Source organism: Bacillus thuringiensis (genome assembly GCF_001595725.1).
GTDB classification, from domain to species: domain Bacteria; phylum Bacillota; class Bacilli; order Bacillales; family Bacillaceae_G; genus Bacillus_A; species Bacillus_A thuringiensis_K.
In genome coordinates, this window is the sequence record NZ_CP014282.1 from 3938385 (window position 1) to 3964222 (window position 25838).

A 25838-nucleotide genomic window follows, 5' to 3' on the forward strand; every position below is an offset into this window, starting at 1 on the left:
CGTCACCCCTTAATATGGTAATAGATTACAATTTTACGGTAACCTAAATTACACTCACCGTCAAGATTAATGACTTATATTTCTGAAAATTGTTACATCATTTCACTAAACGATACTCCAACTGAATTTCATGTAAAATTGGGATATTATCATATCCAATACGTGGAATTTCTTTCTTTATTTTTCGTGCCTCCTCTACCGCATTCACATATAAATTAGTCATTACAAAATTACGTTTTTGGTAAAATCGTAACGCATTCATATTATCATTTGTTGTAATAAGCCAGACCTGGCTGCACCGTTCTTCTTCTGCAACTTGTAATACACAATCCACAAGTTTCGTCCCTATTCCTTTTCTTTCTTCAAAGCTATCCAGCGATACAATTTCGCACATATTTCCGCTCACTTCATACGTTACAATTCCGATTATTCTGTCATCTAAGAGCGCAACAAAACCTGGCAACTCTTCTAACTGATGTCCCTTACCACGTGAAATCATCAATGAACTTCCCCAGTTCTCACACATGAACATTCGGATTGTTTCTTTCATCGCTGACGTAATTTTTTGTATATGCAGCATTTCCTATTTCTCCCCTTTTATATCATTGTGATACAATATAAGTGTATCACATGTAACGGTATTTGGAGGATGAGGTAAAGTATGAAACGTTTTTTTGCAGCATTGTTTACTATACTAGGTGCAATAACTGCCCTTGGGATTTTCTTTACAAATAAAGTGATGTACTTAAAGAAAAAAACAGAGGAAGAAGTACTCGAAAGAGAAACGAAAAAACATTTTCGTATAGAGGATTTTGATGCTCTTCATAAAGAAGAAATTCATATCCCTTCTCAATTCGGATACGACCTTCACGGATATTACATTCCTGCTGGTCACTCCAATAAGTTTATGGTTTTTTGCCACGGTGTAACTGTAAATAAAATAAACTCTGTAAAATATGCAAACTTATTCTTAAAAAGGGGATATAACGTCCTCATTTACGATCATCGTCGTCATGGTAAAACTGGCGGAAAAACAACAAGCTATGGATACTATGAAAAACATGATTTAAAATCCGTAGTTGACTGGCTAAAAAACCGTTTTGGCACCAATATTACACTTGGTATTCATGGTGAATCTATGGGAGCTGCAACACTTCTTCAATACGCAGGACTTTTAGAAGATGGTGCTGATTTCTATATTGCAGATTGTCCTTTCTCTGATTTTCACGGACAATTACAGCACCGTTTAAAGGTTGAATTCCATTTACCAAAATGGCCTTTATTACCTTTAGCAAACGCATTTTTGAAAGTTCGTGACGGTTATACAATTCGTGAAGTTTCACCAATCGACTGTATAAAAAATATTAACAATCCCGTTCTCTTTATTCATAGTAAAGATGACGACTATATTTTAGCTGATATGACAAAAGCGTTATATGAAGCGAAAGAAAATAATAAACAACTTTATATTGCAGAACACGGTGCACACGCTTGCTCTTATAACGAAAATAAAGAAGAATACGAAGCAGCCGTCGATCAATTTTTAAACACCTATGTGAAAGAAACAAAAAACAGGCTTGCATAAGCCTGTTTTTTATTGCGCTAAAACGTCTGTAACTTGTTCCATATTTTCAGAAATCCATTGCATTGCATCATCTAACGTTGGGAATTCTGTCGTTTGAAATGTTACTTCATCTTGAAGTAACCAAACATCCTTTGCCTCTTGCCCTACACCTGCAATGGACCAATGTAACAAACTATATGGATGATTATCATTCAAAAATGATGCCCACGTGCGCTCATTTGCAATATTTCGTAATGTATGTAATTGTTTATCCATCTCTCGTCACCTTACTCTAGTCAGTTATGAAAACTATTATAACACTCTCTTCTTTCTCAAACAAAGTGCTCTTTTTTCCCCGCTATTTGCGGGCAGTAAAACTCTCACCTCAAAATTCGGCTGAAACAAAGAAGTTAGGTGGGAGATTAACTGCCCCTAAAAGCCCGATTGGTTCAACTAATAATTAGTGGGGGATGCCTTCCCCACTAATTAAAGTTTCACTTTATATTGCCAAGCACTTCCCTTGATTATATGATGAAATTAAGCGTTTGGGAAGGAGGGATAACGTTGGCAAAAGTACAAATTAAAGTAAATGATAATGGCTCTTTTCGCGTTACAGGGGACGTGGAATTAGTCGACTCACAAGGGAATGTATTCCCAGCAAAACCGGCATTTTCTTTATGCCGTTGTGGTTTATCAAAAAATATGCCTTATTGCGACGCTTCGCATAAAGGTAAATTCGAGTCTGTTGTTAGAGCACCAGAGGCAGAATAATTTTACATGTGACATGCACATTTTTTTGTGCATGTTTTTTCTTTTTAGCAACTCCGTTATATCCCTTCTCCTTACAACATTTCTAATACTTTTATTTCCATTCCAGCCTGCATATATTTTCACACAATTCTTCACATTCGAATATTTTTTACTAGCCTTTTATTTTTTTTGTGCTATAATTTGAGCAAACAGCATCCTTCGGGGTCGGGTGAAATTCCCAACCGGCGGTGATGAAGTGAAAACTTCTAAGTCCGTGACCCGTTTTCAACTCGAAAACGGTGGATCTAGTGAAACTCTAGGGCCGACAGTATAGTCTGGATGGGAGAAGGATATGTTTCTAGTTTTTTATATAGTGAATACACTTTTATTTCAGTATGCATATTTTTAAAGATTCATTTTGATTCTTTATATATGTTTAATTTTCTATACTTATTTTTTATACTGAAATAAAAAGAGACAACTAGCGTTTAAAAATTCGATATTTTGCTAGGTTTTTTCCTTATGCAGAAATATCAATTATCGTTAGGTTTCTTTCCTATGCTTTCGTATTCAAACTATATTTCTAGAAATCACGTCTCCCAAACCCCAAGGATATTAAATCCTTGGGGTTTTTTGATTTTTTTAGGAGAGGTGAAGAAAATGACAGATCAAGAATATATGAGGATTGCCCTGCAGTTAGCAGAAGGGACATCAGGACAAACAAGTCCGAATCCTATGGTTGGTGCTGTTGTTGTAAAAGATGGAAACATCGTTGGTATGGGCGCTCATTTACGAGCTGGTGAAGAACACGCAGAAGTTCATGCCCTTCAAATGGCTGGTCAGAACGCCAAAGACGCTACCGTTTATGTAACACTGGAACCGTGTAGCCACTTTGGAAAAACACCACCTTGCTGTGAATTGCTCATTGAAAAAGGAGTTAAGCGTGTTGTAATTGCTACTCTCGATTGTAATCCGCTCGTTTCTGGTAACGGAAAAAGAAGATTAGAGGAAGCTAGAATTGAAGTAACTACCGGTATTCTTGAAGCAGAAGCGCTTTTATTAAATCGCTACTTTTTTCACTACATGAAAACGAAACGCCCTTTTGTAACAATCAAAACAGCAATGAGCTTAGATGGAAAAATAGCAACTGTAACTGGTGAAAGTAAGTGGATTACAGGTGAAGAAGCACGTGCTGATGTTCACCAATATCGCCATACACATGATGCAATTCTTGTTGGAGTGAATACAGTTATAGCTGATAATCCTCATTTAACAACAAGAATTCCAAATGGTGGGAAACATCCTATTCGCGTTGTTTTAGATACCCATTTACGAACGCCACCATCTTCTCATGTTATAACAGATGGTTTAGCACCGACATGGATTATTGTCGGTAAGGATGTAAAGAAAGCGAAGATATCTTCTTATGAATCTAAAAATATAGCTATATTCCAAATGGAAACGAAGTATATAGAAATCGAGGACCTTCTTTCCTTTCTTGGAGAGAAACAAATTCTTTCTCTATTCGTTGAAGGTGGCCAATCAATTCATGCAAGTTTCTTAAAAACAAATAATTTTAATGAAATTGTAACCTATATAAGCCCGAAATTAATTGGTGGGAAAGATGCTCCTACTTTATTTGGAGGAAATGGTTTTTCAAAATTACAAGATGCGCTTTCCTTGAAAATTCAAGAGATGAAACAAATTGGTGATGATATAAAAATCGTTGCGAATGCCCGAAACGAGGTGACGAAATGTTTACAGGAATTGTAGAAGAATTAGGAACGATAGCAAACATGCAACAAAGCGGAGAAGCGATGAAATTAACGATTCATGCAAAGAAAATTTTATCAGATGTTCACTTAGGTGATAGTATCGCGGTTAACGGTATTTGCTTAACTGTAACAAGCTTTACAACTACTTCATTCACAGTTGATGCAATGCCTGAAACGATGCAGTCGACATCACTTCGCATGCTTAAACCGCACTCTAAAGTAAATTTAGAGCGAGCAATGGCTGCAAACGGACGATTCGGTGGACATTTCGTTTCAGGACATATTGATGGCATCGGAACGATTTTAAATAAAAAACAACATTACAATGCCGTCTATTACAAAATAGCAATTTCTGATGAACTGCTGCACTATTGTTTGCAGAAAGGGTCCATTGCTGTTGATGGAACGAGTTTAACGATATTTGATATAGACGAATCTTCCATAACGATTTCACTCATCCCGCACACAGTAAGCGAGTCTGTCATTGGAGAAAAAAATGCCGGAGATATCGTAAACATTGAGTGTGACATGATTGGTAAATATATCGAACGCTTTATTACTAAACCTACAAAACGAGTAGGTTCAATGACTGAAAGCTTTTTACAAGAAAACGGATTTCTATAAGGGGGAAGAACAATGTTTCATCGTATTGAAGAAGCTCTAGAAGATTTAAAACAAGGTAAAGTCGTTATCGTATGTGATGATGAAAACCGAGAAAATGAAGGCGATTTTATTGCTTTAGCAGAGTACATTACACCAGAAACAATTAATTTTATGATTACACATGGCCGTGGTCTCGTTTGTGTACCGATTACAGCAGGGTACGCAAAACGTCTACAATTAGAACCAATGGTATCTCATAATACAGATTCACATCATACTGCGTTTACAGTGAGCATTGACCATGTTTCTACAACAACAGGGATTAGCGCTCACGAACGTGCAACTACGATACAAGAATTGTTAAACCCTGCATCAAAAGGCACTGATTTCAATCGACCTGGACATATCTTTCCATTAATTGCGAAAGAAGGCGGTGTCCTGCGTCGTGCAGGTCATACAGAAGCTGCTGTTGATTTAGCAAAGCTATGCGGTGCCGAACCAGCTGGAGTTATTTGCGAGATTATAAATGAGGACGGCACGATGGCACGTGTACCTGATTTAATAGAATGCGCAAAACAATTTGATATAAAAATGATTACAATAGAAGATTTAATTGCTTACCGCCGCCATCATGAAACACTTGTGACGAGAGAAGTGGAAATTACATTACCTACAGATTTCGGTACTTTCCACGCAATTGGCTATTCTAACTCATTAGATACGAAAGAACATATCGCACTTGTAAAAGGTGATATTTCAACAGGTGAACCGGTACTTGTACGTGTTCATTCTGAATGCTTAACAGGAGATGTATTCGGTTCACATCGCTGCGATTGCGGACCACAACTCCATGCAGCACTTGCTCAAATTGAGCGTGAAGGAAAAGGTGTTCTTCTTTATATGAGACAAGAAGGAAGAGGCATTGGGCTTCTTAATAAGCTTCGTGCTTATAAATTACAAGAAGAAGGATTCGATACTGTAGAAGCAAATGAAAAACTCGGCTTCCCTGCTGATCTTCGTGATTACGGTATCGGTGCTCAAATATTAAAAGATTTAGGTTTACAAAGTTTACGATTATTAACGAATAACCCAAGAAAAATTGCTGGCTTACAAGGTTACGATTTAGAAGTAGTCGAGCGTGTACCGTTGCAAATGCCGGCAAAAGAAGAGAATAAATCGTATTTACAAACGAAAGTAAACAAATTAGGACACTTACTAAACTTATAATTAAAGGAGAGATTTATTATGGTATTCGAAGGTCATTTAGTTGGTACAGGATTAAAAGTTGGAGTTGTTGTTGGACGTTTTAACGAATTTATTACAAGTAAGTTACTTGGCGGCGCTTTAGACGGATTAAAGCGTCACGGTGTAGAAGAAAATGATATTGATGTTGCTTGGGTTCCTGGTGCATTTGAGATTCCTTTAATCGCTAAAAAGATGGCTAGTAGCGGAAAGTATGATGCTGTTATTACATTAGGTACTGTAATCCGAGGTGCTACAACTCACTACGATTACGTTTGTAATGAAGTAGCAAAAGGTGTTGCGTCATTATCACTACAAATGGACATCCCAGTTATTTTCGGCGTATTAACGACAGAAACAATTGAACAAGCGATTGAACGCGCAGGTACGAAAGCTGGTAATAAAGGATATGAATCAGCTGTTGCTGCAATTGAAATGGCTCACTTATCAAAACAATGGGCATAAAAAAAGAGGCTGCGGCCTCTTTTTATTTTTTTACCTTTTTTTGTACATCTTTTATTAATTCATTCATCGTTTTTCCTTCTGTTTTTATATGAAGAGCTTGTGCTGTTCTCCATACATTCTCTCTTTTTTTCGCTTCTTCTATAATAGTAATTTCTTTTCTAACTTCCTTTAAATCTTTTCCTTCCGTTTTCAATCCAAAATGTTCAGCTTTCGTTCGAAAGTGTTGTTCGATTCTTTGTTGCATCTCTTTTTGTTCAGGATTTTCAGCAGCCTTAACTGGATCAGAACTTATTGCTTTTATTAAAATTAAACAAGTCATAATCGCTAATATGTATTTGTACATGTAAAATCCTCCAACCCAATATAAATTACATATTTACTATGTACAACTAGGGCTTGGAAAATTCGTCCACAAAAATTCTTTTTTTCGTTCAAAAACCAATAGCATCAAGCGTTTACAACTATTTATTACATTTTATTTACAAAAAAAGCAAACCCTTTTACAAGTTTGCTTTTTCATCTATCCTATAATGCACATTCTTCAATCTCAAATCCTAAATCTGCAATCATACCCCAGTCCGCAGTCGGCTCTTGTCCAGCTGTCGTTAAGTAGTCCCCGACAAAAATAGAATTTGCTGCAAATAAACCGATTGGCTGTACAGAACGTAAATTGATTTCACGTCCTCCTGAAATACGAATTTCTTTTGTTGGGTTTACAAAACGCATCATTGCCAGTACTTTTAAACATTCTACTGGTGTTAACTCTTTTTGCCCTTCAAGAGGTGTCCCCTTTACAGCAACAAGGAAATTACAAGGGATAGAATCTGCATCTATACGTTGTAATTCAAATGCAATTTCAGCACGCTCTTCAATTGTTTCTCCCATGCCAAAAATCGCTCCAGAGCATGGTGAAATACCAGCTTGTTTTGCTTTTTGAACTGTATCAACACGATCATCGTACGTATGAGTTGAACAAATACTATCGTAATTATTTGCATGTGTATTTAAGTTGTGGTTATAACGATGCACGCCTGCTTCCGCTAAACGTCCTGCTTGATCTTCATTTAAGAAACCTAAACAACAACAAATCTTCAAGTCTGTCGTTTCACGAATTTCCTTAACTGCTCCAATTACGTGATTTACCTCTTTATCCGTCGGACGACGACCAGACGCTACAATACAATATGTACCTGCTTTACGGCGTATTGCTTCATGTGCCCCTTCTACAATCTTCTCCTGCGTTAACCATGCATATTTATCAATCGGTGCTTCTGAAATAATAGACTGTGAGCAATATCCACAATCTTCAGGACATAATCCAGATTTCGTATTAATAATCATATTCAATTTTACTTTCTTACCAAAATGATGATGGCGAATAATGTAAGCTGCATTCATAATTTCTAAAACTTCTGTATCATCAGCTTCTAATATCGCTATTGCATCTTCTTTCGTAATCATCTTCTCTTCCACTACGTCGTATGCTAGTTTTTTCCAATCCTTTTTTGTTTGCACTTGTTTCATTTCATCTCTTCCCCTCTTTTGTTATATGCATAAATAAAGCATGATACGTTGCCATTATCCCTTCATTTCCCGTGAAGTCTCTTTCGTATATGCGTAGCATCGCACGAAAGAGTGAGGGACTTTGACAATATGATCCTTCATTGCTATTAGTTGCTCCTACTTTTCGAATAGAATGCAGAAACTCCTTAACTTCTGTAAAACTCTCTATGTAACATGTTTCAGAAACATGCACCTCCCCTGTTTCTATCTTGCATATGTGAAGCAACTGATCTTTTGAATAAAAACGTTGACCAATCGATGTTTCATTTTTTATATTTCTTTCTTCTTTCGCACGTTGGAACGAAGCATGCAATTCTTGAAATGTTTCATGTCCAAACGTTGAAAAGAGTAATATCCCATCTATAGACAAATGTTGAAATGAATTTCTTAACACTTGTTGTAAATTATTTAACCATTGAAATGTAGCATTTGAAATAATGACATCATATGATTCTTCTAATCGTAATCGCTCAATATCTTCACAGTGAAACGTTACATTTTTTACATTTTGTCTAGTTTGCGCAATCGCAATCATACTTTCAGCAAAATCAACTGCTGTAATATGTGCTTTCGGAAATAACTTTGATAATTGCTCTGTTACATAACCCGTCCCGCACCCCAGTTCTAAAATACGTATCGGTGCCGTTTCACTATATCGTTCCTTTAAGATTGAAAGTAATGAATGTGCCATCTTTTTTTGTACATTTGCATATCGATCGTAAGATACGGCTGCCCCATTAAACCGTTTTTGTAGTAACGTTTTGTTGATCATGTCGTATCCCCTCTACAAATTGAATTATCTCATTTGCGCAATATTCAAAATTCGTTACACATAATGCATGCCCTGCTTCACTTACTACTTTCAGCTCGCTGCTGCTATTCTCCGTCATACTACGTGCCGCAGACAATGGGCATATTACATCCTGTTCTCCGTGGATAAGTAGTATAGGTACTTTAATTTCTTTTAGTTCTTCTCTCATATCTGTTTCTATTAAATAATCCAAACCTAGTTGTAAAGACTGAATAGAATCACCTTTAAAATGTTCTACAATGTCCTCAAAGTTTTTGTTCTCTTTTAGCTCATCTTTCGTAAACATATTTTCATAAAACCGCTTGAGCGTATCTTCTTTCCTTCTCGCCAAATTCCTTTTCAGCCGTTCTACATGCAAAGCATTCCATCCATTACTATAGTCGCTCATATTTGTAAATTTAGCGGTCCCACCAATTAATACGATACCTTTTGCCTCAATCTTTTTATAAGCTTCAACTGCTGTTAACGCTCCTAGTGACCATCCAACTAAAATTACGTTGTCGTTATGCGCTACATCTATAATTCGTTCCGTAAATTCACTTCGTTCTTTCACATTACGCCAATCTATGCATTCAACAGGATATCCTTTAAAATACGGAAGTACTAAATCCCAAATATTCTCTTCCATTCCCCATCCGGGGATAAAAATAATCTTTAGCTCGTTCATACGAAAATCTCCTCTTCTTTCGCAATGTGAATAATTCGGTCAATAGCCCATTTTAAATCAGCTATTGTATGTTGCGATGTAACTGCAAAGCGAATTCGAGAACTATGAACCGGCACAGTTGGCGGACGAATTGCAATGGCCGCAATCCCTGCCTCTTGCAACCTTTTACTAAATCGTAAAGCATGTTCATTTGAACCGACTACAATCGGTACAATATGAGTTGAGCTATTCCCAATATCAAAACCAGCATCCCTTAATTTAGTTCTGAAGTATTCTCCGTTTGCTATAAGGTTCTCTCTTCTTTCGTTATCTTCTTTTACAATTTCAATTGCTTTTTGCACTGCTCCTAACGTACTTGGTGGTAAAGCCGTAGTAAAAATAAAGCTTCTCATCATATTTTGTAAATACTCTATATAAATTTCATCGCCTGTCAAATACGCACCATAACACCCTAAAGCCTTGCTAAACGTCCCCATATGTATATCAATTTTTTGAGCAAGTTTTTTTTCTATATGAGATAACCCAGCTCCGCCGATTCCATATATTCCACTCGCATGTGCTTCATCGACTATAATGATTGCCCCGTATTTCTCTTTCAGCTGTACTAAATCTCTCAAATACGCAGTATCACCATCCATACTAAAAACGGTATCTGTTACGATTAATTTCCTTTTTTCAGGCGAAGCCATTTTCAACAGCTTCTCTAAATGATCCAAATCATTATGACGATACCTTTTATGCTCTGCCCCGCTTAATATGATTCCATCAACAATACTTGCGTGATTTAACTTATCACTAAAAACAATATCTTGCCGAGAGGCTAAAGAAGATATGGCACCTATATTTGCCGTATACCCACTATTTACAATTAAAGCTCTTTTAGTACCTTTCCAGTCACATATGCTTCTCTCAACCTCTTCATATAATGGATGATTTCCTACAACGAGACGAGAGGCAGTCGCTCCAGTTCCATATCTTTTTGTACAGGCAATAGCAGCTTCTTTTAACCTTTCATCTCCAGCTAACCCTAAATAATTATTTGACGCTAAATTTAACATCCTTTTTTTATCTCGAATAAGCCAAGTCTCTTCTGCCTTCTCTGTTACATGCAAATCACGATACTGCCCTTGCTCATGTAATTGTTGTAATTTAGATTGAAGGTGCGCCCGCCAATTTTGATTCATTTTGGATAAACTCCTCTAATTTTGAAATCATAATATGTTCTTTTGCAGATTCTAATACTTCTTCTTTCGTAAACTCACCTTCAAAGAATGGTAATAATCCTAAAACTGGTACCCCGCTCAGCTCTTCAATCATTTCTTTATTTTCTTGCACTCTTTCCATTTCACATTCTTTGCAACCTGATAAAATGACACCCGCTACGGTTAAGCCATGCGCCTTTGCGTAAGCAATCGTTAACACTGTATGATTTACTGTTCCTAATGTAGGACGAGCTACTACAATAAGAGGCAACTGTAATTCTTTTGCAAAATCAATTACTAAAGCATCTTCTGTATATGGGACAGCAAGCCCACCTGCTCCTTCTACAAATAAGCTATTAAACTCTTTTAATAGTTCATTATAGTAATCAGTAATTTCTTTTAACTTTACTACTCTTCCAGCTCTTTTCATGGCAAGTCTCGGAGCAAGTGGTTCTTCAATAGAATAAGGGCAAATTTCATTTTCTTGTGTCGGTACACCTGATAATGCTTTTAACCTTGCTGCATCTCCCTCAGGGTTTGATGCAACATGCCCACTTTGTAACGGTTTATACACCCCTACGTTATATCCTAATTCTCTAAATACACCTGCTATAGCACCTGCAACTACTGTTTTTCCAACTTCAGTATCCGTTGCTGTTATGAAAAAACCACTCATTATTCTCCCTCCGTAACATCCGAGATTGCCTTATATAAAATGCGTAACATATCATCAATCTCTTCAAAAGTAGAAGCAAGTGGCGGCATAAATACAATCGTGTTACCTAGCGGTCGTAAAATCATACCCAGCTCTCTTGAGCGTTTACATACTTGAACACCGATCCTCTCTGTCCAGTCAAACGCTTCTTTCGTTTCCTTATTCTTCACAAGCTCAATACCAACCATTAATCCGCACTGACGAATATCACCTACATGTTTATACGCAAAGAGCTTTTCTAATTGCGCTGCCACATAATCCGTTTTACGTGCCACTTCTTCTATTAAATTTGTTTTTTCATATAGTTCTAGATTCGCGATTGCTACCGCACACCCTAACGGATTGCCTGTGTAGCTATGTCCATGAAAAAATGTTTTTTGTTCTTCATATTCTCCTAAGAAGGTATTATATATTTCATCTGTCGTTACCGTAACTGCAATTGGTAAATATCCACCTGTTAAACCTTTCCCAGCAGTTAAAATGTCTGGCGTCACATTTTCATGTTCACACGCAAACATTTTCCCTGTACGCCCAAATCCAGTCGCTACCTCATCTGTAATAAATAATACATTGTACTTAGTACATAAATCGCGCAGTCCTTTTAAATATCCTTTTGGCATTGTAATCATCCCGCCAGCACCTTGCATTAATGGCTCTACAATGATGGCAGCTACTTCTTCATGCTTTTCTTTCAACAATTCTTCCATTTCTTCTAAATGGCTTTTTACAATTTCCTCCTTATTATTTCCGTAAGGAGAACGATATGTATATGGATACGGCATTTTAATCGCATCAAATAAGAGCGAACTATACACTTGGTGAAACAAGTCTATTGCTCCTACCGAAACAGCTCCAATTGTATCACCGTGATATGCTTCTTTTAATGTAACGAATCTTTGTTTCTTTGGTTTCCCTTTATGCTGCCAATATTGGAAAGCCATCTTAATTGCAATTTCAACAGCCGTAGAACCTGAATCAGAATAGAATACCTTCTTCAATCCATCTGGTACAACCTCAATAATTTTTTCTGCTAATAAAATAGATGGAACGTTAGCAAGTCCTAACATAGTAGAATGAGCAATTTTATTTAATTGCTCACGAATTGCTTCATCTAATTCCGGTACTTGATGTCCGTGAACATTTAACCATATAGATGAAACACCATCCCAATATTCATTACCATTTACATCGTATAGCTTTCTTCCCTCTCCACGTTCAATAATGACAGGATCTTCTTCTAAATAATCTTTCATTTGTGTAAATGGGTGCCATACGTAAGCTTTATTTTTCTCTGCTAATTCTTCATATGTATAAGATGATTTTTCAATCGTTTTACTTTTTATTGTCACAATTGCCACCCCTAATGTTAACTTATTTATAAATATAGTTAACATTAAATCCGAATGACTGTCAATTATTTTAAAATCAAATAGTTCTTAAAAAAGAACAACTTATCATACGATAAGTTGTTCTACTTTCCATGCTGTATCTTTCCAATTTCTAAAATAATTTCTTCATCTTTTTTCCCCTCTGTATCAATTCCAAGTTGCTTAGCGTGCTCAATTAATAAATCATGACGCTTCTCAAACCTAGCGGTATTTACTTCTTTCGTAACCTCTTCTTTTGTTTTCCCCTCAGTAGAAACTCCTAGTTTCTCTGCTGCTTTTCCCATTGATTTCTTCTCTTCTATTTCTTTTACTTTCTTCACTTCTGACTGTTGTATTTGCTTTTGTTTCAACTGCTGTGATTCAGCCGCAAAAGCTGTGTAAATTCCAGCACTTCCGCCAACGACTAGTAAGGTGGTAAAAAGAATTATTTTTTTCTTCACTCTTTCCTCCCCTTTCAAATTCATTATAACGTACAAAATTAGAGCTTTAAAACAATTATCCTTTATTTCCCTAAAAAAACATTTAATATTTTTATTGACATGTAAGATGAAAATATGATAAAAATTTAACTAACATCATATGAATCGGCGTTGATAGGATTTAGTAGTATTTCGATTTCTGATTTCAGAGAGCTGGTGGTCGGTGCGAACCAGTACAGAGCGAATTATGAATTACCCCCTGGAGCTTCTTTTACGAAACGTGAGGAGTAGTGAAAGACGGTTATAGACCGTTATGTCTAAAGAGTGGTGAAACGACACTGTTTCACAATTTAGGGTGGTACCGCGAATTTTTCGTCCCTGCATATATTGCAGGGGCGTTTTTTATTTTATAAGCGCATATCATATGACCCTTTATTTTGTGATACATTCATTTCACAAGCTAGGGTGGTACCGCGATTTCTTCGTCCCTGCATAATTATATGCAGGGACGTTTTTTTATCCAATCATTTCCGCATCATATAGAAGAACTAACAATTACCGGTAATTTGTCACAAAATTCTAAATTTTAGAAGGAAATATACAATATTGGCGAATTTTATATAAAAAAGAGCTATTTCACATTACTTAGGAGGGGAAAACAATGGTTTCAAAAATTGAGTCTGTTCTTTTAACAATTTTTATCTTTTTCTGTATTGGTTTTAGTGTTATTCAATTAGAAGTTTCACCACACATCCCAATTTTATTTGGTATCGTTCTTTTATTAGCATTTGGATTCTTAAAGAAAATCTCTTGGTCTACTATGGAGAAAGGGATGATTAGTAGTATTTCAGCTGGTATTCCATCTATATTTATTTTCTTACTTGTAGGTGTATTAATTAGCGTTTGGATCGCAGCTGGAACTATTCCGACTTTAATGGTATACGGCTTCCAACTTGTATCTCCAAAAATTTTCGTTCCAACTGTTTTTGTTGTTTGTGCAATTGTTGGAACGAGTATCGGTAGTGCTTTTACAACTGCTGCAACTGTAGGACTTGCCTTTATGGGAATGGGTACTGCCCTTGGATACGATCCAGCTCTTATTGCTGGTGCAATTATTTCTGGTGCATTCTTCGGAGATAAAATGTCTCCTTTATCTGATACAACAAACTTAGCGCCTGCTGTAACGGGTGTAGATTTATTTGAACATATTCGTAACATGCTTTGGACAACAGTTCCAGCTTTCATTATTGCTTTTATCGCATTTTTCATTTTAGGAAGCGGATCTGGTGGAAACGTTGATTTCTCAGCATTTATTAACACACTAGAAAAAAATGCAACGATTTCTATCGTTACACTGATTCCTATTTTATTACTGTTCCTATTCGCATTTAAAAAGGTACCCGCAGTTCCAACATTACTTGCAGGAATTGTGGTAGGGATTATTATTCTCTTTATTTTTAAACCTAGCACTTCTTTAGCTGATTTAATAAAAATTATGCAAGACGGTTACGTTTCTAAAACTGGTATCAAAGACATTGACAGCTTATTATCTCGCGGTGGCCTGCAAAGTATGATGATGTCAATTGCTCTTATTTTCCTAGCTCTTTGTATGGGAGGATTATTACAAGGAATGGGTATTATAGCGCAGCTGATGAATATTATCTCTAGCTTCGTAAAAACTAGTACACGCTTAATTATTTCTACTGCTTCAACTGCAATTGGTGTAAACTTCTTACTTGGTGAGCAGTACTTATCCATCGTTTTAACAGGACAAGCATTTGCTAATAAATACGATGAAGTCGGTTTAGAACGTCGTAATTTATCACGAGTATTAGAAGATGCTGGTACAGTAATTAACCCACTCGTACCATGGGGTGTCAGTGGCGTATTCTTAACAAACGTTCTTAGCGTTCCAACATTCGATTACCTGCCATACGCAATCTTCTGTTTAGCTTGTCCAGTCGTAACCATTATCGTCGGCTTTACTGGATTCGGTCTTTCATGGAAAAAAGAAAAAGCAGTACCAGTTTCATAATATAACAAAAAGGATTACCAAATCGGTAATCCTTTTTGTTATATTATGAAACTATCTATTCGCTTTCTTTCTTCTAAATAACATAAGTAATCCCGCTCCAACAAACGCAAGACCAGCTCCAATTGTAGAAGCAATACTTGCACCTGTTTTCGGTAAATCACGTTCATCTTTTTCAGCTTCTTTATTTTCACTTACAGTTGTTGTTTCTTTTGTATTTTGATCATCTGTTGTAGTTTGTCCAGATCCAGTAGTGTTTCCATCTTGCTTTGGTTCATTACCATTATTACCTTCTTCTGTTGGTGGTGTTGGTTTTTCTTCATTACCTGTTGGCGGTGTTGTTGGGTTTTCTCCATCACCTTTTGGCGGTGTTGTTGGATTTCCTTCACCAGTTTCTTTATCATCATTCTTCTTCGTTATATCAATTGCATATTTAGCAAATTCATTTTCAGATGGTCCAACATATGAAATCTTTCCATCTGCCTTTATATACTTTTGTGCATTTGGTGAAGAATCAAATGTTGTATTTAATTTATCTGCAACAATCGGTTTAAACGTCCAATTTTGATCAGCTGCTGGATTAATAACTGGTGTTTCTTGCATATACTTCACAATAATTTGACGTGTTTCATCTTGCGATTGGTAAATAACTTCTCCTTTACTTACACCAGGGAACGTTTTACTGCTACCGCGATAATTATTTGTAGCAACGATGAACTTTTGATCATCAGCTACTGGCTTACCTTCATATGTCATATTTACAATACGATTCGTATTTGCATTTACAACTTTTCCATCTTTATCGTATTTCGCCGGTTGTGTTACATCAATTTCGTATTTTAAGCCATCTAAAATATCGAAGTTATATGTAGGATAGCCTATATTTACTAACGGCTGTTCTTCTGTTTTCTTTGGATCAATTTGATTAAACTGACCTGCAGACATTTCAAGCCATTCTTTCACTTGTGCCCCATTTACTTTTACAGCATATAACGTATTTGGATATACGTATAAATCTGCAACGTTTTTAATCGCTAACGTTCCAGCTGGAATATCAGTATAATATGTTGCACCGTTTCGGCCACCTGCTTTAAATGGTGCACCTGCAGATAAAACCGGAATATCTTTAATCTTTTCATACTCTGGTTTTTTAAGTTCTTGTTCTACATACCATTTTTGCGCATTTGTCACAATTTGTACGGAAGGATCATCTTGTACTAATGAAAAATAACTATTAATTGGTGCAGTTGTTTTACCTACAGCTGTATTCACATAATCGATTGTCGCTTGATGATCATCTTTAATTTCATTAACTAGTTTTTGATCAGATTCTACTAATGGATTACCTTTACTATCAGCAATCGGACGAAGTTGCGGCTTAGACTGATCTTTTTGCACTTCCCATTTTCCGTTTACCTTTTTCAATTGCATATCAATAATACCTAAGTTACTACCAAAAACACCAGGCATTACAACTGGAACACCATTAAATACATCCTTCACTTCGGTATGTGAATGTCCCATTAATACTGCATCTACGCCAGGAACTTGTGTTGCTAAATAAAACGATGCATTTTCCATTCCTTCGTTGTATCCACTCTTATCAACACCTGAATGCGCTAGTGCAACTATAATATCCGCACCTTGCGCCTTCATTTCCGGAACTAATTTTTTCGCTGTTTGCACAATATCTTTTGCCTTTACTTTTCCTTCTAAATTCGCTTTATCCCAATTCATAATTTGTGGTGGAACAAATCCCATTACACCAATTTTCACTATTTGTTTTTGGCCTGCTTCATCCACTACTTCTTTCTCTAAAATATGATATGGTCTATCAAAGTAATGCTCGTCATTCTCATCATTACCATCATGGTCATCTATATAGACATTCGAGTTAATAACCGGGAAATCCGTTTTTTCAATCACTTTGTTTAGGTAATCTAAACCGTAGTTAAATTCATGATTCCCAAGAGAGATGACGTCATACTTCATTAAATTCATTAAACGATATAATGGATGTGTATAACTAGGATCCACACGATTCTTCGGATCTTTTATTTTATTCGCTACATAATCTCCAAGCGGTGTCCCTTGTAATGCATCCCCATCATCAAATAGGACAGAGTTTTTCGCTTCTTCACGTGCTTTATTAACGAGTGTTGCCGTTTGTACGAGACCTACTTTATTATCTGTTTTCGTTTGATAATAATCGTAATTCATTAAGTTAACGTGAATATCTGATGTTTCTAGAATTCGTAAGTTAACTGTACTCTCCCCAGTGTTCTCATCTGCATGAGCTGTTGCTGGCATTACTTGCGGTGCTATAACACCAATCGCAAGAGTTGCTCCAGCTAGCATTTTTTTTGACTTTTTCACAAAAAATCCCCCTTATACAATTACCAGAAATAATGAAATGAATCCCTATCTGTCTCTAACCACATACCTTTTTTCTTCTATTAGAGGCACAATTTTCATTTCACCCTGCGCTAACGAGTAGTCCCCTTAAACGCCCGATTGATGATGACTAACAATTAATAGGAAATAAAGCTCCCACTAATTAAAGTTTCACCTTATCTGACATTATCATATATAAAGTTCTTTCCTATCGTCAATATTTTTTGACAAACTTCAACAAATTTTCTGTAAAGTTATTATAAACTTTTCATAAACATATAATATGCCCTTACATTGCTAATACTGCTGAATATGATACAATTACCAATTACAAGGAGGATGAATTTATGAAAAAAGTCATCTTAACAATTGTTTGTCTCCTCCTTCTGATCATTTCTTATTCTTATTTTGAAAAGAACGACGAGACAAAACAAAATGAATCTGAAGAAAAAACAGAAAAAACATCTGCCCCAAATTGGATTGATAAGCAAACAAACGAATCTTTTTATCATCTTGTATTAGGTGATTCACTCGCTAAAGGATATGGATCGACACAAGGTGGGTTTGCTGAATTAGCTTCTAAGCAAATAGAAGCACAAATTCACAAACCAATTACAGTAGAAAACCTTGGGGTAAACGGTCTTACAACAGATCGTCTCGCAAAAAAAGTTCAATCAGAAGATGTAAAGGAAAAAATTAGAGCAGCAAATATAATTACAATTAATATTGGAGGAAATAATTTATTTCGTTTAAATCGTGATGTTGGTGTTATAGATGGTATAAAAATGTTAAATAAAGAAAAAGCCCATTTTGAAGCGGATATAAAAAGTATTGTAAAGACAGTTCGAGATCAAAATCCGGACGCTTTACTCATTCTCTCAGAACTCTATAACCCGTTACAACTCGATGATTCCATCGCAAGTTATGCAGATATGTTTTTAGATGGCTGGAATGAATCTGTTTATTCCATTTCCAAAGCAAATCAACCATCTATCGTTTTACCAATTCGCAAATTAATATCGAATGATAAAAAAGAGTTATTATTTGACCAAGTACACCCAAATGATAACGGCTATGCAATTATTGCCAATACATTTACAAAGCAAGTGTTATCCTACAAATATTAAAGCGACCATGAAACAATTCTATTTTTATAACATGTCTTTTTTGTTACAATGATAGTGGAAGGGGGCCTTTATATGGAATCACGCGAGTGGGAACGTATTGTTGATCATCTTCTTTCGCTAGTGCCTCTTTTTTATCGCAAATTTATGCTTCCTGGAGAATTTTCTTCTCAAAGACATATGCCGCCATCACATACACAAGTATTACTGCTTTTGCATGAAAACGGCACATTAGCAGTTTCCGAAATCGGCAAGCGGCTAGCGATTTCACGGCCTAACATGACACCTCTATTAAACAAACTTATTCAAGAAGAACTAATAGAGCGTCATTATAGCGAAAAAGATCGACGGGTCATTTTAATTTCTCTAACAGCTGAAGGGAAATTATTAGTAAATCAGTATCAGCAATTCATTTTAGACAAACTAAAAGAAAATTTCCAAACATTATCTGAGGAAGAGCGCGAAAAGCTCATTCATTCTCTTCAAACCATTCAAAATTTAATTTTGAAAACAAACGTATAAAGCTGCTTCTAAATAGAAGCAGCTTTATGATTCGTAATAGTTACCATAGTATACATTGGAATATGGCCATGTTGTTAAATATGGTTTTTTTTCCTGCGTAGGCTGTTGTGTTGGTAATTGTGGTATTTGTGATAATTGCTGTAATTGTTGTTGCCGATATAATTCGTATTGTCTACTCGTATCATAAACCGGATAATAACTTACATATGGATATACTTGAGGTACGTAATAATAATACATTATCCTCTCCTCCTTTTTCTTAAACATATTCAAAGGAGAAAATGAATGTGACATTGTTTATAATTGTACAAGTGGTTCTCTCACTCGTTTCTTCCTTTTCTTCAAACGTAACTTACGGTTCTTTTCGTATAAATAATGCACAACGAAATATGAAATGAGACCAAACCCAACTCCTAAAATCGTCATTCCAATTAATACATACACTTCACTTTGTAATAAGCTCTTTAATATCGTAAAAATGTGACTTGAAAACAAGTCCGATATCGTAAATGGTTCATGTTGAATTTTCTGTACATGAAATGGATAAATCATTTTTCCTAGCGCATACGCAAGCGGAAATAAAAATACTGGGAGAAACGATATTTTCCCAATAATATTGCCAATAACTGCCGCAGGAAAAGATCCCTTTGCTAACCTGACGATTGGATAAAATATTACATATACGAGCGATGCCGTATAAATGACTAACATTTCTAAGCCGAATCCTATAGCAAACCCTAACGATACTTTCTTTGCGCCTTCTGGCGATCGAAGCAACTTATAATATTGAAACTTTAATATTCTCCACATCCGCTGAAAAAACGAATATGTTTTCTTAGTTGTTTTCACCCTCATCATCTCTTTAACTATATTTTTATATGTAGTATGTCCTTACACACTCTGAACAACAAATTTAGTTTTCTCTTTTATTATAAATGATATCAAAATGGTTAACCAAATATACATCCAACATTTTAATATAAAAAAACCTCCCTTTTAGGAAGGCTCTTCTACATTTTTAAATAAACTCACTAATAACGCTTTTTGAGCATGCAATCGATTACCAGCTTGCTCAAAGACGATAGACTGTGGTCCATCTATAATTTCTCCTGTTACTTCTTCTTCACGATGGGCAGGTAAACAGTGTAAGAAACGATATGTTTGCTTCGCATGCTTAACAAGTTCGTCATTGATTTGGTAAGGTTGAAATAAAGTATATTTCTCTTTTTCGCCCTCTTGCCCCATGCTCATCCAAACGTCAGTATAAATGAAATCTGCTTCATTCACCGCTAATTCAGGATCATGCAAAACTTCAATTTCAGCTCCTGTTTCCTTGGCAATCGCTAACGCTTTTTTTACAATCTCTTCATTCGGTTCATATCCTACAGGCGTTGCAACAGTCATATGCATTCCGACTTTTGCACTCGCTAGCAACAATGAATGACATACATTATTTCCGTCACCTACGTAAGCCAATTTTATTCCTTTAAATGTATTTGTTTCTTCATATATCGTCATGAGGTCTGCCAATGCTTGACAAGGATGATGATCATCCGTTAAACCGTTAATAACAGGAATACTCGATTCTTTTGCAAACTCTTCTACATCCGCGTGTGAGAATGTACGTATCATGATCCCGTCAATATACTGTGATAATACTTTCGCAGTATCTGAAACGGTTTCTCCTCTTCCCATTTGCATCTCTTTCCCACTTAAAAACATACCATGTCCCCCGAGTTGTACCATTCCCGCTTCAAAAGATACACGAGTACGAGTTGAATGCTTATCAAAAATAAGCCCTAATATTTTGCCTTGTAATAAAGGCTCTTGCTTATTCTTTTTTAAATATATAGCGAACTCAATTAATGAAATGATTTCTTCTTGCGTCAATTCTTCTAATGTTAAAAGATCTTTCGTATTTAATTTTGGTACTTGTACAGTTGACATGGAACTTCCCCCTTATATAATTGATACGTTTTTTGTACAAACTACTTTTTTTATCATATATACTGCCTGTTCTAACTCTTCATTCGTTATAATGAGTGGTGGTAATAGTCTTATAACATTAGGTCCTGCTTGTAATACAAGAAGCCCTTCTTTCTCTAGTTGTTCTATAAAACTTGAAACCTCATGCGTACACTCAATTCCAATCATAAGCCCCTTACCACGTATATTTTGAATACATTCGACATGTCGTAATTCCTCTTGCAACTTCTGTAATACGTACTCGCCCTTTTCCTTTACTTCTTTTAAAAACGATGGTTTCTTAGTTATTTGCAATACTTCTTTCGCTGCAGCCATTGCAATATAATTTCCACCAAACGTTGAACCGTGTGATCCTGCAGGAAACGATGTTCCAAGTTCTTTCCGGCCAATCATTGCTCCGACAGGAATCCCATTCCCAAGTGCCTTTGCAACGGTAACGATATCAGGCTCTATTCGCACTTGTTCATAAGCGAATAGTGTTCCAGTTCTTCCTATCCCCGTTTGAACTTCGTCTATAATAAATAAGGAACCGAACTTATTACATAATATTTCAATCTCTTTCAAAAAAGATAGATCAGCAGGTATTACTCCTCCCTCTCCTTGAACAACTTCTACCATTACCGCCGCAACTTCTTCATTCATTACTTCCTCTAATGCTTTAATATCGTTAAAAGGGATATGTAAAAAAGATGGAAGTAATGGACCAAATCCTTCTTTTACCTTATCTTGGCCCGTTGCACTCATCGTTCCAAATGTTCTACCGTGAAAAGACTGCTGGCATGTTACGACGAGAGATTTTCCAGTATGCTTACGTGCTAACTTTAAAGCCGCTTCATTTGCCTCTGCCCCACTATTACAGAAAAACACATAATCTAATGCTCTATTTTCTGTTAATAATGACGCAACTTCTTCTTGTAAGCTGTTTGTAAACAGGTTAGATATATGCCATATATCATCAAGTTGCTCTTGTACACTTTTGAAAACAGTAGGGTGACAATGTCCTAAATTACATACGCCAATTCCTGATGTAAAATCTAAATATTGCTTACCTTTATTATCAATAACTTTCGTTCCAGTTCCCTTTACAAACTCAATAGTTCTTCTGCCATACGTTTGAAAAAGATGACTCGTCATACAATACTCACACCTTTCGTTACCGTCGTTCCAATACACTCTCCCGTAACCTCAGTAAAATCTTTTGTACCATTCACAATACTTATCTTTTGCACTCCCATTTTTAATGATGCTAGTGCCGCCTGTACTTTCGGAATCATCCCACCTGTAATAACACCTGTTTCTATAAAAGTAGCAATTTCAGATTCATCCGTTTCCTTTACCAAATTCCCTTCATGTAATATTCCATCTACATCCGTAATAAAAACAAGCTCTTTTGCCCCTAACGCGGCCGCAATCCCAGCTGCAGCATTGTCCGCATTTATGTTATAAATTTCATTACCATTTACCCCGATTGGAGCAATAACAGGAATATAATTCATATTCATTACCCCTTTTAGTAAGGACGTTTCGACATAACTTACTTCTCCCACATATCCTATCTCCTCGTTGACAGGTTGAATTTGAAGTAAATTGCCGTCACACCCTGAACAACCTACCGCAAGTAAATTGTGCTTTTGTAAATTCATTACGAGTTTTTTATTCGTACTTCCGCATAGCACCATTTGAACAATATCCATAACTTCTTTTGGTGTTACGCGTAATCCATCTCTTTTTTCTACGTTGATGTTACAATCTTTTAATTTGGCATCAATTTCTGGCCCACCACCATGGACAATCACTACTTTATACTTCTGCTGTAATTTCTTTATACAATCAAAAAACACATCATTTAATTGATCCAACATACTACCGCCGCATTTCACTACAATATAATCGCTCATCTTCCCTCTCCTTATGTACGATAACAAGCGTTTATTTTCACATATTCATAGCTTAAGTCACAGCCCCAAGCTGATCCTGTCTCTTCTCCTAAATGTAAATACACATCAATCATAATTTCATGTTCTTTTAATTTCATTTCCATTTCCTCTTCAGAAAACATTTGAGGTTCACTATTTTTCAGCACCGTAATAGATTGAAGAGTAATATCAATTGTATTTGGGTTAATCGTGACTTCACTTTGTCCAATACTGCTAATAATTCGCCCCCAGTTTGGGTCTTCACCATGTATTGCTGTTTTCACAAGACTCGAACCGACTATTTTCTTTGCAATTTTCTTTGCCTCTTCATTCGTTCGAGCTCCTAACACATTTACTTCTATTAACTTCGTAGCGCCCTCACCATCTTGTGCGATTTTTTTCGCTAAATCTTCACATACCTTCTGTAAAGCAAATACGAAAGTTTCCCAATCTGCATGTTCCATATTTATCGGCCTTGTTTCTGATAATCCACTTGCCATAACGATGACCATGTCATTCGTAGAAGTATCTCCATCTACCGTAATTTGATTAAATGTACGATTCGTTATTTGTGATAATGCTGTTTGCAATTCTTCATGTTCTATATTGGCATCTGTCGTAATAAAACTAAGCATCGTTGCCATATTCGGATGAATCATCCCTGAACCTTTTGCAACACCAGCAATCGCCACTTTCTTCCCATCAATAATCATTTCATAGCAAGTTTCTTTCGTTATAAGATCCGTCGTTAAAATTGCTTCCGAAAAAGAATATGATTCACTTTCTTCCTTCGTCGGTATAAGAGTTGCAACTCCCTTTCGGATTATATCCATCGGCAGCGGAACACCAATTACACCTGTTGAGGCTATTGCAACGTAGTTTTCTTTCATCCCAAAATGTTCTGCCCCTAATGCGCGCATCTCGTAAGCATCTTGCAATCCTTTCATTCCTGTACAAGCATTTGCATTTCCACTATTAACGATAATAGCTTGTAATTTCCCCTCAGCCGTTATACTATCCTTCGTTACTTGCAAGGGGGCTGCTTGTATTTGATTCGTTGTATACATAGCGGCACATGATGCTGGTACATCACAAACGATGGCACCTAAATCCTTTTTCTCCTTTTTCAAACCATTTGCAGTACCAATTGCCGAAAAGCCTTTCGGCGTTACAATTGAACCATTTTCTAATTTTGTAATAGACGCTACTTTAATCATCATGTCCCCCTTATGGATAAAGCGGCATATGTTGTAAACCTGTTGTCTCTTCTAGTCCCGCTATTATGTTTGCATTTTGCATCGCTTGCCCAGCCGCGCCTTTCATCATATTGTCTATAACAGAAACGACCGTAACTCTTTCTGTTCTTTCATCGTAAGCTATGCCAATATCACAATAATTTGAGCCTCTCACTTCCTTTGGACTTGGAAATTTGCCTTGCGTACAAATTCGGATGAAAGGCGATTGTTCATACGTTTCTTCATACAATTTTTGAAGTTGCTTTATTTCCATCTTTTGTTTTACTTTTGCATAAAGTGTAATCATGATTCCTCGTGATATCGGTATTAAATGTGTGCTAAATGTAATTGGCTGTAATTCACTATTCCATTCTGTAAGCATTTGCTCAATCTCTGGAACGTGCTGATGCTGGTTTACTTTATAGATATGTAAGTTATCGTATAGCTCAGGAAAATGAGTCATTGTTGTTGGTGTTTTTCCTGCTCCTGATACCCCTGATTTCGCATCAATAATAATCGAATCTTCTTCAATCATGCCGCTACGTACTAACGGCGCTATCGCTAGCAATGTGGCTGTAGCAAAACATCCTGGGTTTGCAATTAAATTTGCATTTTGAATCTCAGACCTTTTCCATTCACTTAACCCATACACTGCTTTTCTAAGAATTTCTTCTTTCGCTGCTGGCCTTTTATACCACAGTTCATATGACGAAGGATCTATCATACGAAAGTCTCCAGATAGGTCAATTACTTTTAAACCTTCTGCTAATAACTTGGGAGTTAACTTCGCCGATACTCCTGCTGGTGTTGCTAGAAATACAATTTCTGCTTCTTTCCCTATTGTCTCCACATCAATTTCTTGTAACGTATGAACGAGAACATTTCGAAGGTGTGGATATACATTTGTTATACACTCACCAACTTGTGAAAAAGAATGAAGAGGTGCTATAGAAAAATATGGATGTTGTTCTAATAAACGAATTAACTCAATGCCCCCATATCCAGTGGCTCCAATAATTGCGACTTTCATAAGTTCCTCCTCATATTGATTCTTTAAATTAAGTATGATTATAATATTGTATATTTATAGAGTCAATTAAATATTTATAAATTTTTAAAACTAAAAAAACTTAATTTTACTAGAAAAACAATATACACAACCGAATTTTTATACACAAATAGTGCATGGTAGTTTTTTTATTTCACTTCAAGTACAATAAAACAACACATACGTACATACAGGCGGGAAAAAATATGAACGAAAAATTAATTGAGAAAATGATTATAAAAAGTTTTCAACAATATCAATGCAGTCCAATATCAAAAGAAGATCGGGAAATGCTAGTGAAACATATTCAAACGGTGACTCATTCAAATATTGAAATTGATTTATACGAGGAGATTGAGGATATTGTTTATGATTATGTGACTGGAAAACAATAAAAAATAGGAGATTTCCATGTGG

Annotated in this window: 28 protein-coding genes, 1 riboswitch and 1 other annotated feature; of the genes, 10 read left to right on the forward strand and 18 right to left on the reverse strand. The window is 36.1% G+C overall.

Annotation, left to right across the window (positions count from 1 at the left end):
* Positions 1–97: 97 nt before the first annotated feature.
* Positions 98–580 carry a GNAT family N-acetyltransferase gene (locus AXW78_RS19545; RefSeq protein ID WP_000902443.1) on the reverse strand — a complete coding sequence of 161 codons (483 nt, stop codon included), beginning with the start codon at positions 578–580 and terminating at the stop codon, positions 98–100.
* Between the two features lie 81 nt (positions 581–661).
* Between AXW78_RS19545 and AXW78_RS19550 the strand changes: the two genes are divergently transcribed.
* Positions 662–1585 (forward strand): alpha/beta hydrolase, encoded by a 924-nt coding sequence (locus AXW78_RS19550; protein ID WP_000819229.1) that lies wholly within the window; start codon positions 662–664, stop codon positions 1583–1585.
* Between the two features lie 9 nt (positions 1586–1594).
* On the opposite strand, the gene AXW78_RS19555 is transcribed toward AXW78_RS19550, so the two are convergent.
* Complete coding sequence (locus AXW78_RS19555) at positions 1595–1840, reverse strand: DUF2552 family protein (protein ID WP_000360793.1); 246 nt, start codon at positions 1838–1840, stop codon at positions 1595–1597.
* Positions 1841–2128: 288 nt separating this feature from the next.
* On the opposite strand from AXW78_RS19555, the gene AXW78_RS19560 reads away from it, so the two are divergent.
* From AXW78_RS19560 to ribH, 5 genes are all read left to right on the forward strand, one after another.
* The gene (locus tag AXW78_RS19560) at positions 2129–2335 is read left to right on the forward strand and encodes a CDGSH iron-sulfur domain-containing protein (RefSeq protein WP_001151582.1); all 207 of its coding nucleotides are present in this window, start codon (positions 2129–2131) and stop codon (positions 2333–2335) included.
* A 190-nt stretch (positions 2336–2525) separates the two neighbouring features.
* Positions 2526–2669: riboswitch (FMN riboswitch) on the forward strand.
* A gap of 305 nt (positions 2670–2974) precedes the next feature.
* Positions 2975–4087 carry a bifunctional diaminohydroxyphosphoribosylaminopyrimidine deaminase/5-amino-6-(5-phosphoribosylamino)uracil reductase RibD gene (gene ribD / locus AXW78_RS19565; RefSeq protein WP_000131982.1) on the forward strand — a complete coding sequence of 371 codons (1113 nt, stop codon included), beginning with the start codon at positions 2975–2977 and terminating at the stop codon, positions 4085–4087.
* Positions 4069–4713 carry a riboflavin synthase subunit alpha gene (ribE, locus tag AXW78_RS19570; RefSeq protein WP_000493906.1) on the forward strand — a complete coding sequence of 215 codons (645 nt, stop codon included), beginning with the start codon at positions 4069–4071 and terminating at the stop codon, positions 4711–4713. The genes ribD and ribE overlap by 19 nt, the downstream gene beginning before the upstream one ends.
* 12 nt (positions 4714–4725) lie before the next feature.
* On the forward strand, positions 4726–5919 hold the full coding sequence (gene ribBA, locus AXW78_RS19575; RefSeq protein ID WP_061884546.1) for a bifunctional 3,4-dihydroxy-2-butanone 4-phosphate synthase/GTP cyclohydrolase II: 1194 nt from the start codon (positions 4726–4728) through the stop codon (positions 5917–5919).
* Positions 5920–5937: 18 nt separating this feature from the next.
* Positions 5938–6399, forward strand: a complete 462-nt coding sequence (ribH, locus tag AXW78_RS19580; protein ID WP_000230895.1) for a 6,7-dimethyl-8-ribityllumazine synthase — start codon at positions 5938–5940, stop codon at positions 6397–6399.
* A gap of 22 nt (positions 6400–6421) precedes the next feature.
* Here ribH and AXW78_RS19585 read toward each other — a convergent pair whose 3' ends face one another.
* From AXW78_RS19585 to AXW78_RS19620, 8 genes are all read right to left on the reverse strand, one after another.
* Positions 6422–6742: a hypothetical protein gene (locus tag AXW78_RS19585; protein ID WP_000280032.1), complete on the reverse strand. Its 321-nt coding sequence runs from the start codon at positions 6740–6742 to the stop codon at positions 6422–6424.
* Positions 6743–6924: 182 nt separating this feature from the next.
* The gene (gene bioB / locus AXW78_RS19590; RefSeq protein WP_000815836.1) at positions 6925–7923 is read right to left on the reverse strand and encodes a biotin synthase; all 999 of its coding nucleotides are present in this window, start codon (positions 7921–7923) and stop codon (positions 6925–6927) included.
* 1 nt (position 7924) lies between these two features.
* A complete protein-coding gene (bioC, locus tag AXW78_RS19595; RefSeq protein WP_061884547.1) occupies positions 7925–8734 on the reverse strand; it encodes a malonyl-ACP O-methyltransferase BioC in 810 nt (269 codons plus the stop codon).
* On the reverse strand, positions 8700–9440 hold the full coding sequence (locus AXW78_RS19600; protein ID WP_061884548.1) for an alpha/beta fold hydrolase: 741 nt from the start codon (positions 9438–9440) through the stop codon (positions 8700–8702). The genes bioC and AXW78_RS19600 overlap by 35 nt, the downstream gene beginning before the upstream one ends.
* Complete coding sequence (gene bioF, locus AXW78_RS19605; RefSeq protein ID WP_061884549.1) at positions 9437–10624, reverse strand: 8-amino-7-oxononanoate synthase; 1188 nt, start codon at positions 10622–10624, stop codon at positions 9437–9439. The genes AXW78_RS19600 and bioF overlap by 4 nt, the downstream gene beginning before the upstream one ends.
* Positions 10590–11318: a dethiobiotin synthase gene (gene bioD, locus AXW78_RS19610; protein WP_000012471.1), complete on the reverse strand. Its 729-nt coding sequence runs from the start codon at positions 11316–11318 to the stop codon at positions 10590–10592. Before bioD ends, bioF begins: the two co-directional genes overlap by 35 nt.
* Positions 11318–12751 (reverse strand): adenosylmethionine--8-amino-7-oxononanoate transaminase, encoded by a 1434-nt coding sequence (gene bioA / locus AXW78_RS19615; protein WP_002164169.1) that lies wholly within the window; start codon positions 12749–12751, stop codon positions 11318–11320. Before bioA ends, bioD begins: the two co-directional genes overlap by 1 nt.
* Before the next feature lie 77 nt (positions 12752–12828).
* A complete protein-coding gene (locus AXW78_RS19620) occupies positions 12829–13185 on the reverse strand; it encodes a hypothetical protein (protein WP_061884550.1) in 357 nt (118 codons plus the stop codon).
* Positions 13186–13326: 141 nt separating this feature from the next.
* Positions 13327–13547, forward strand: a binding site (T-box leader).
* A 278-nt stretch (positions 13548–13825) separates the two neighbouring features.
* Between AXW78_RS19620 and nhaC the strand changes: the two genes are divergently transcribed.
* A complete protein-coding gene (nhaC, locus tag AXW78_RS19625) occupies positions 13826–15199 on the forward strand; it encodes a Na+/H+ antiporter NhaC (RefSeq protein ID WP_000253730.1) in 1374 nt (457 codons plus the stop codon).
* A gap of 51 nt (positions 15200–15250) precedes the next feature.
* Here nhaC and cpdB read toward each other — a convergent pair whose 3' ends face one another.
* Entirely contained in the window at positions 15251–17572 is a 2322-nt protein-coding gene (cpdB, locus tag AXW78_RS19630) for a bifunctional 2',3'-cyclic-nucleotide 2'-phosphodiesterase/3'-nucleotidase (protein WP_000748641.1), read from the reverse strand.
* Between the two features lie 365 nt (positions 17573–17937).
* Here cpdB and AXW78_RS19635 point away from each other — a divergent pair, with 365 nt between their 5' ends.
* Positions 17938–18717: a GDSL-type esterase/lipase family protein gene (locus AXW78_RS19635; RefSeq protein WP_000755850.1), complete on the forward strand. Its 780-nt coding sequence runs from the start codon at positions 17938–17940 to the stop codon at positions 18715–18717.
* A 72-nt stretch (positions 18718–18789) separates the two neighbouring features.
* Complete coding sequence (locus AXW78_RS19640) at positions 18790–19236, forward strand: MarR family winged helix-turn-helix transcriptional regulator (RefSeq protein WP_000445819.1); 447 nt, start codon at positions 18790–18792, stop codon at positions 19234–19236.
* 24 nt (positions 19237–19260) lie between these two features.
* Here AXW78_RS19640 and AXW78_RS19645 read toward each other — a convergent pair whose 3' ends face one another.
* The 7 genes from AXW78_RS19645 to argC all read right to left on the reverse strand — a co-directional run bounded on the left by AXW78_RS19645 (position 19261) and on the right by argC (position 25403).
* Positions 19261–19476, reverse strand: a complete 216-nt coding sequence (locus AXW78_RS19645; RefSeq protein ID WP_000291961.1) for a hypothetical protein — start codon at positions 19474–19476, stop codon at positions 19261–19263.
* 57 nt (positions 19477–19533) lie between these two features.
* Positions 19534–20094 (reverse strand): DUF2062 domain-containing protein, encoded by a 561-nt coding sequence (locus AXW78_RS19650; RefSeq protein WP_033672806.1) that lies wholly within the window; start codon positions 20092–20094, stop codon positions 19534–19536.
* A gap of 138 nt (positions 20095–20232) precedes the next feature.
* Positions 20233–21183, reverse strand: a complete 951-nt coding sequence (gene argF, locus AXW78_RS19655) for an ornithine carbamoyltransferase (protein WP_061884551.1) — start codon at positions 21181–21183, stop codon at positions 20233–20235.
* Between the two features lie 12 nt (positions 21184–21195).
* Positions 21196–22356 carry an acetylornithine transaminase gene (locus AXW78_RS19660; RefSeq protein WP_061884552.1) on the reverse strand — a complete coding sequence of 387 codons (1161 nt, stop codon included), beginning with the start codon at positions 22354–22356 and terminating at the stop codon, positions 21196–21198.
* Complete coding sequence (gene argB, locus AXW78_RS19665; RefSeq protein ID WP_001286778.1) at positions 22353–23120, reverse strand: acetylglutamate kinase; 768 nt, start codon at positions 23118–23120, stop codon at positions 22353–22355. The genes AXW78_RS19660 and argB overlap by 4 nt, the downstream gene beginning before the upstream one ends.
* An 11-nt stretch (positions 23121–23131) precedes the next feature.
* On the reverse strand, positions 23132–24355 hold the full coding sequence (argJ, locus tag AXW78_RS19670; protein ID WP_061884553.1) for a bifunctional glutamate N-acetyltransferase/amino-acid acetyltransferase ArgJ: 1224 nt from the start codon (positions 24353–24355) through the stop codon (positions 23132–23134).
* 10 nt (positions 24356–24365) lie between these two features.
* Positions 24366–25403: an N-acetyl-gamma-glutamyl-phosphate reductase gene (gene argC, locus AXW78_RS19675; protein WP_061884554.1), complete on the reverse strand. Its 1038-nt coding sequence runs from the start codon at positions 25401–25403 to the stop codon at positions 24366–24368.
* Positions 25404–25627: 224 nt separating this feature from the next.
* Between argC and AXW78_RS19680 the strand changes: the two genes are divergently transcribed.
* Positions 25628–25816: a YqzH family protein gene (locus AXW78_RS19680; RefSeq protein WP_001003225.1), complete on the forward strand. Its 189-nt coding sequence runs from the start codon at positions 25628–25630 to the stop codon at positions 25814–25816.
* Positions 25817–25838: the final 22 nt, after the last annotated feature.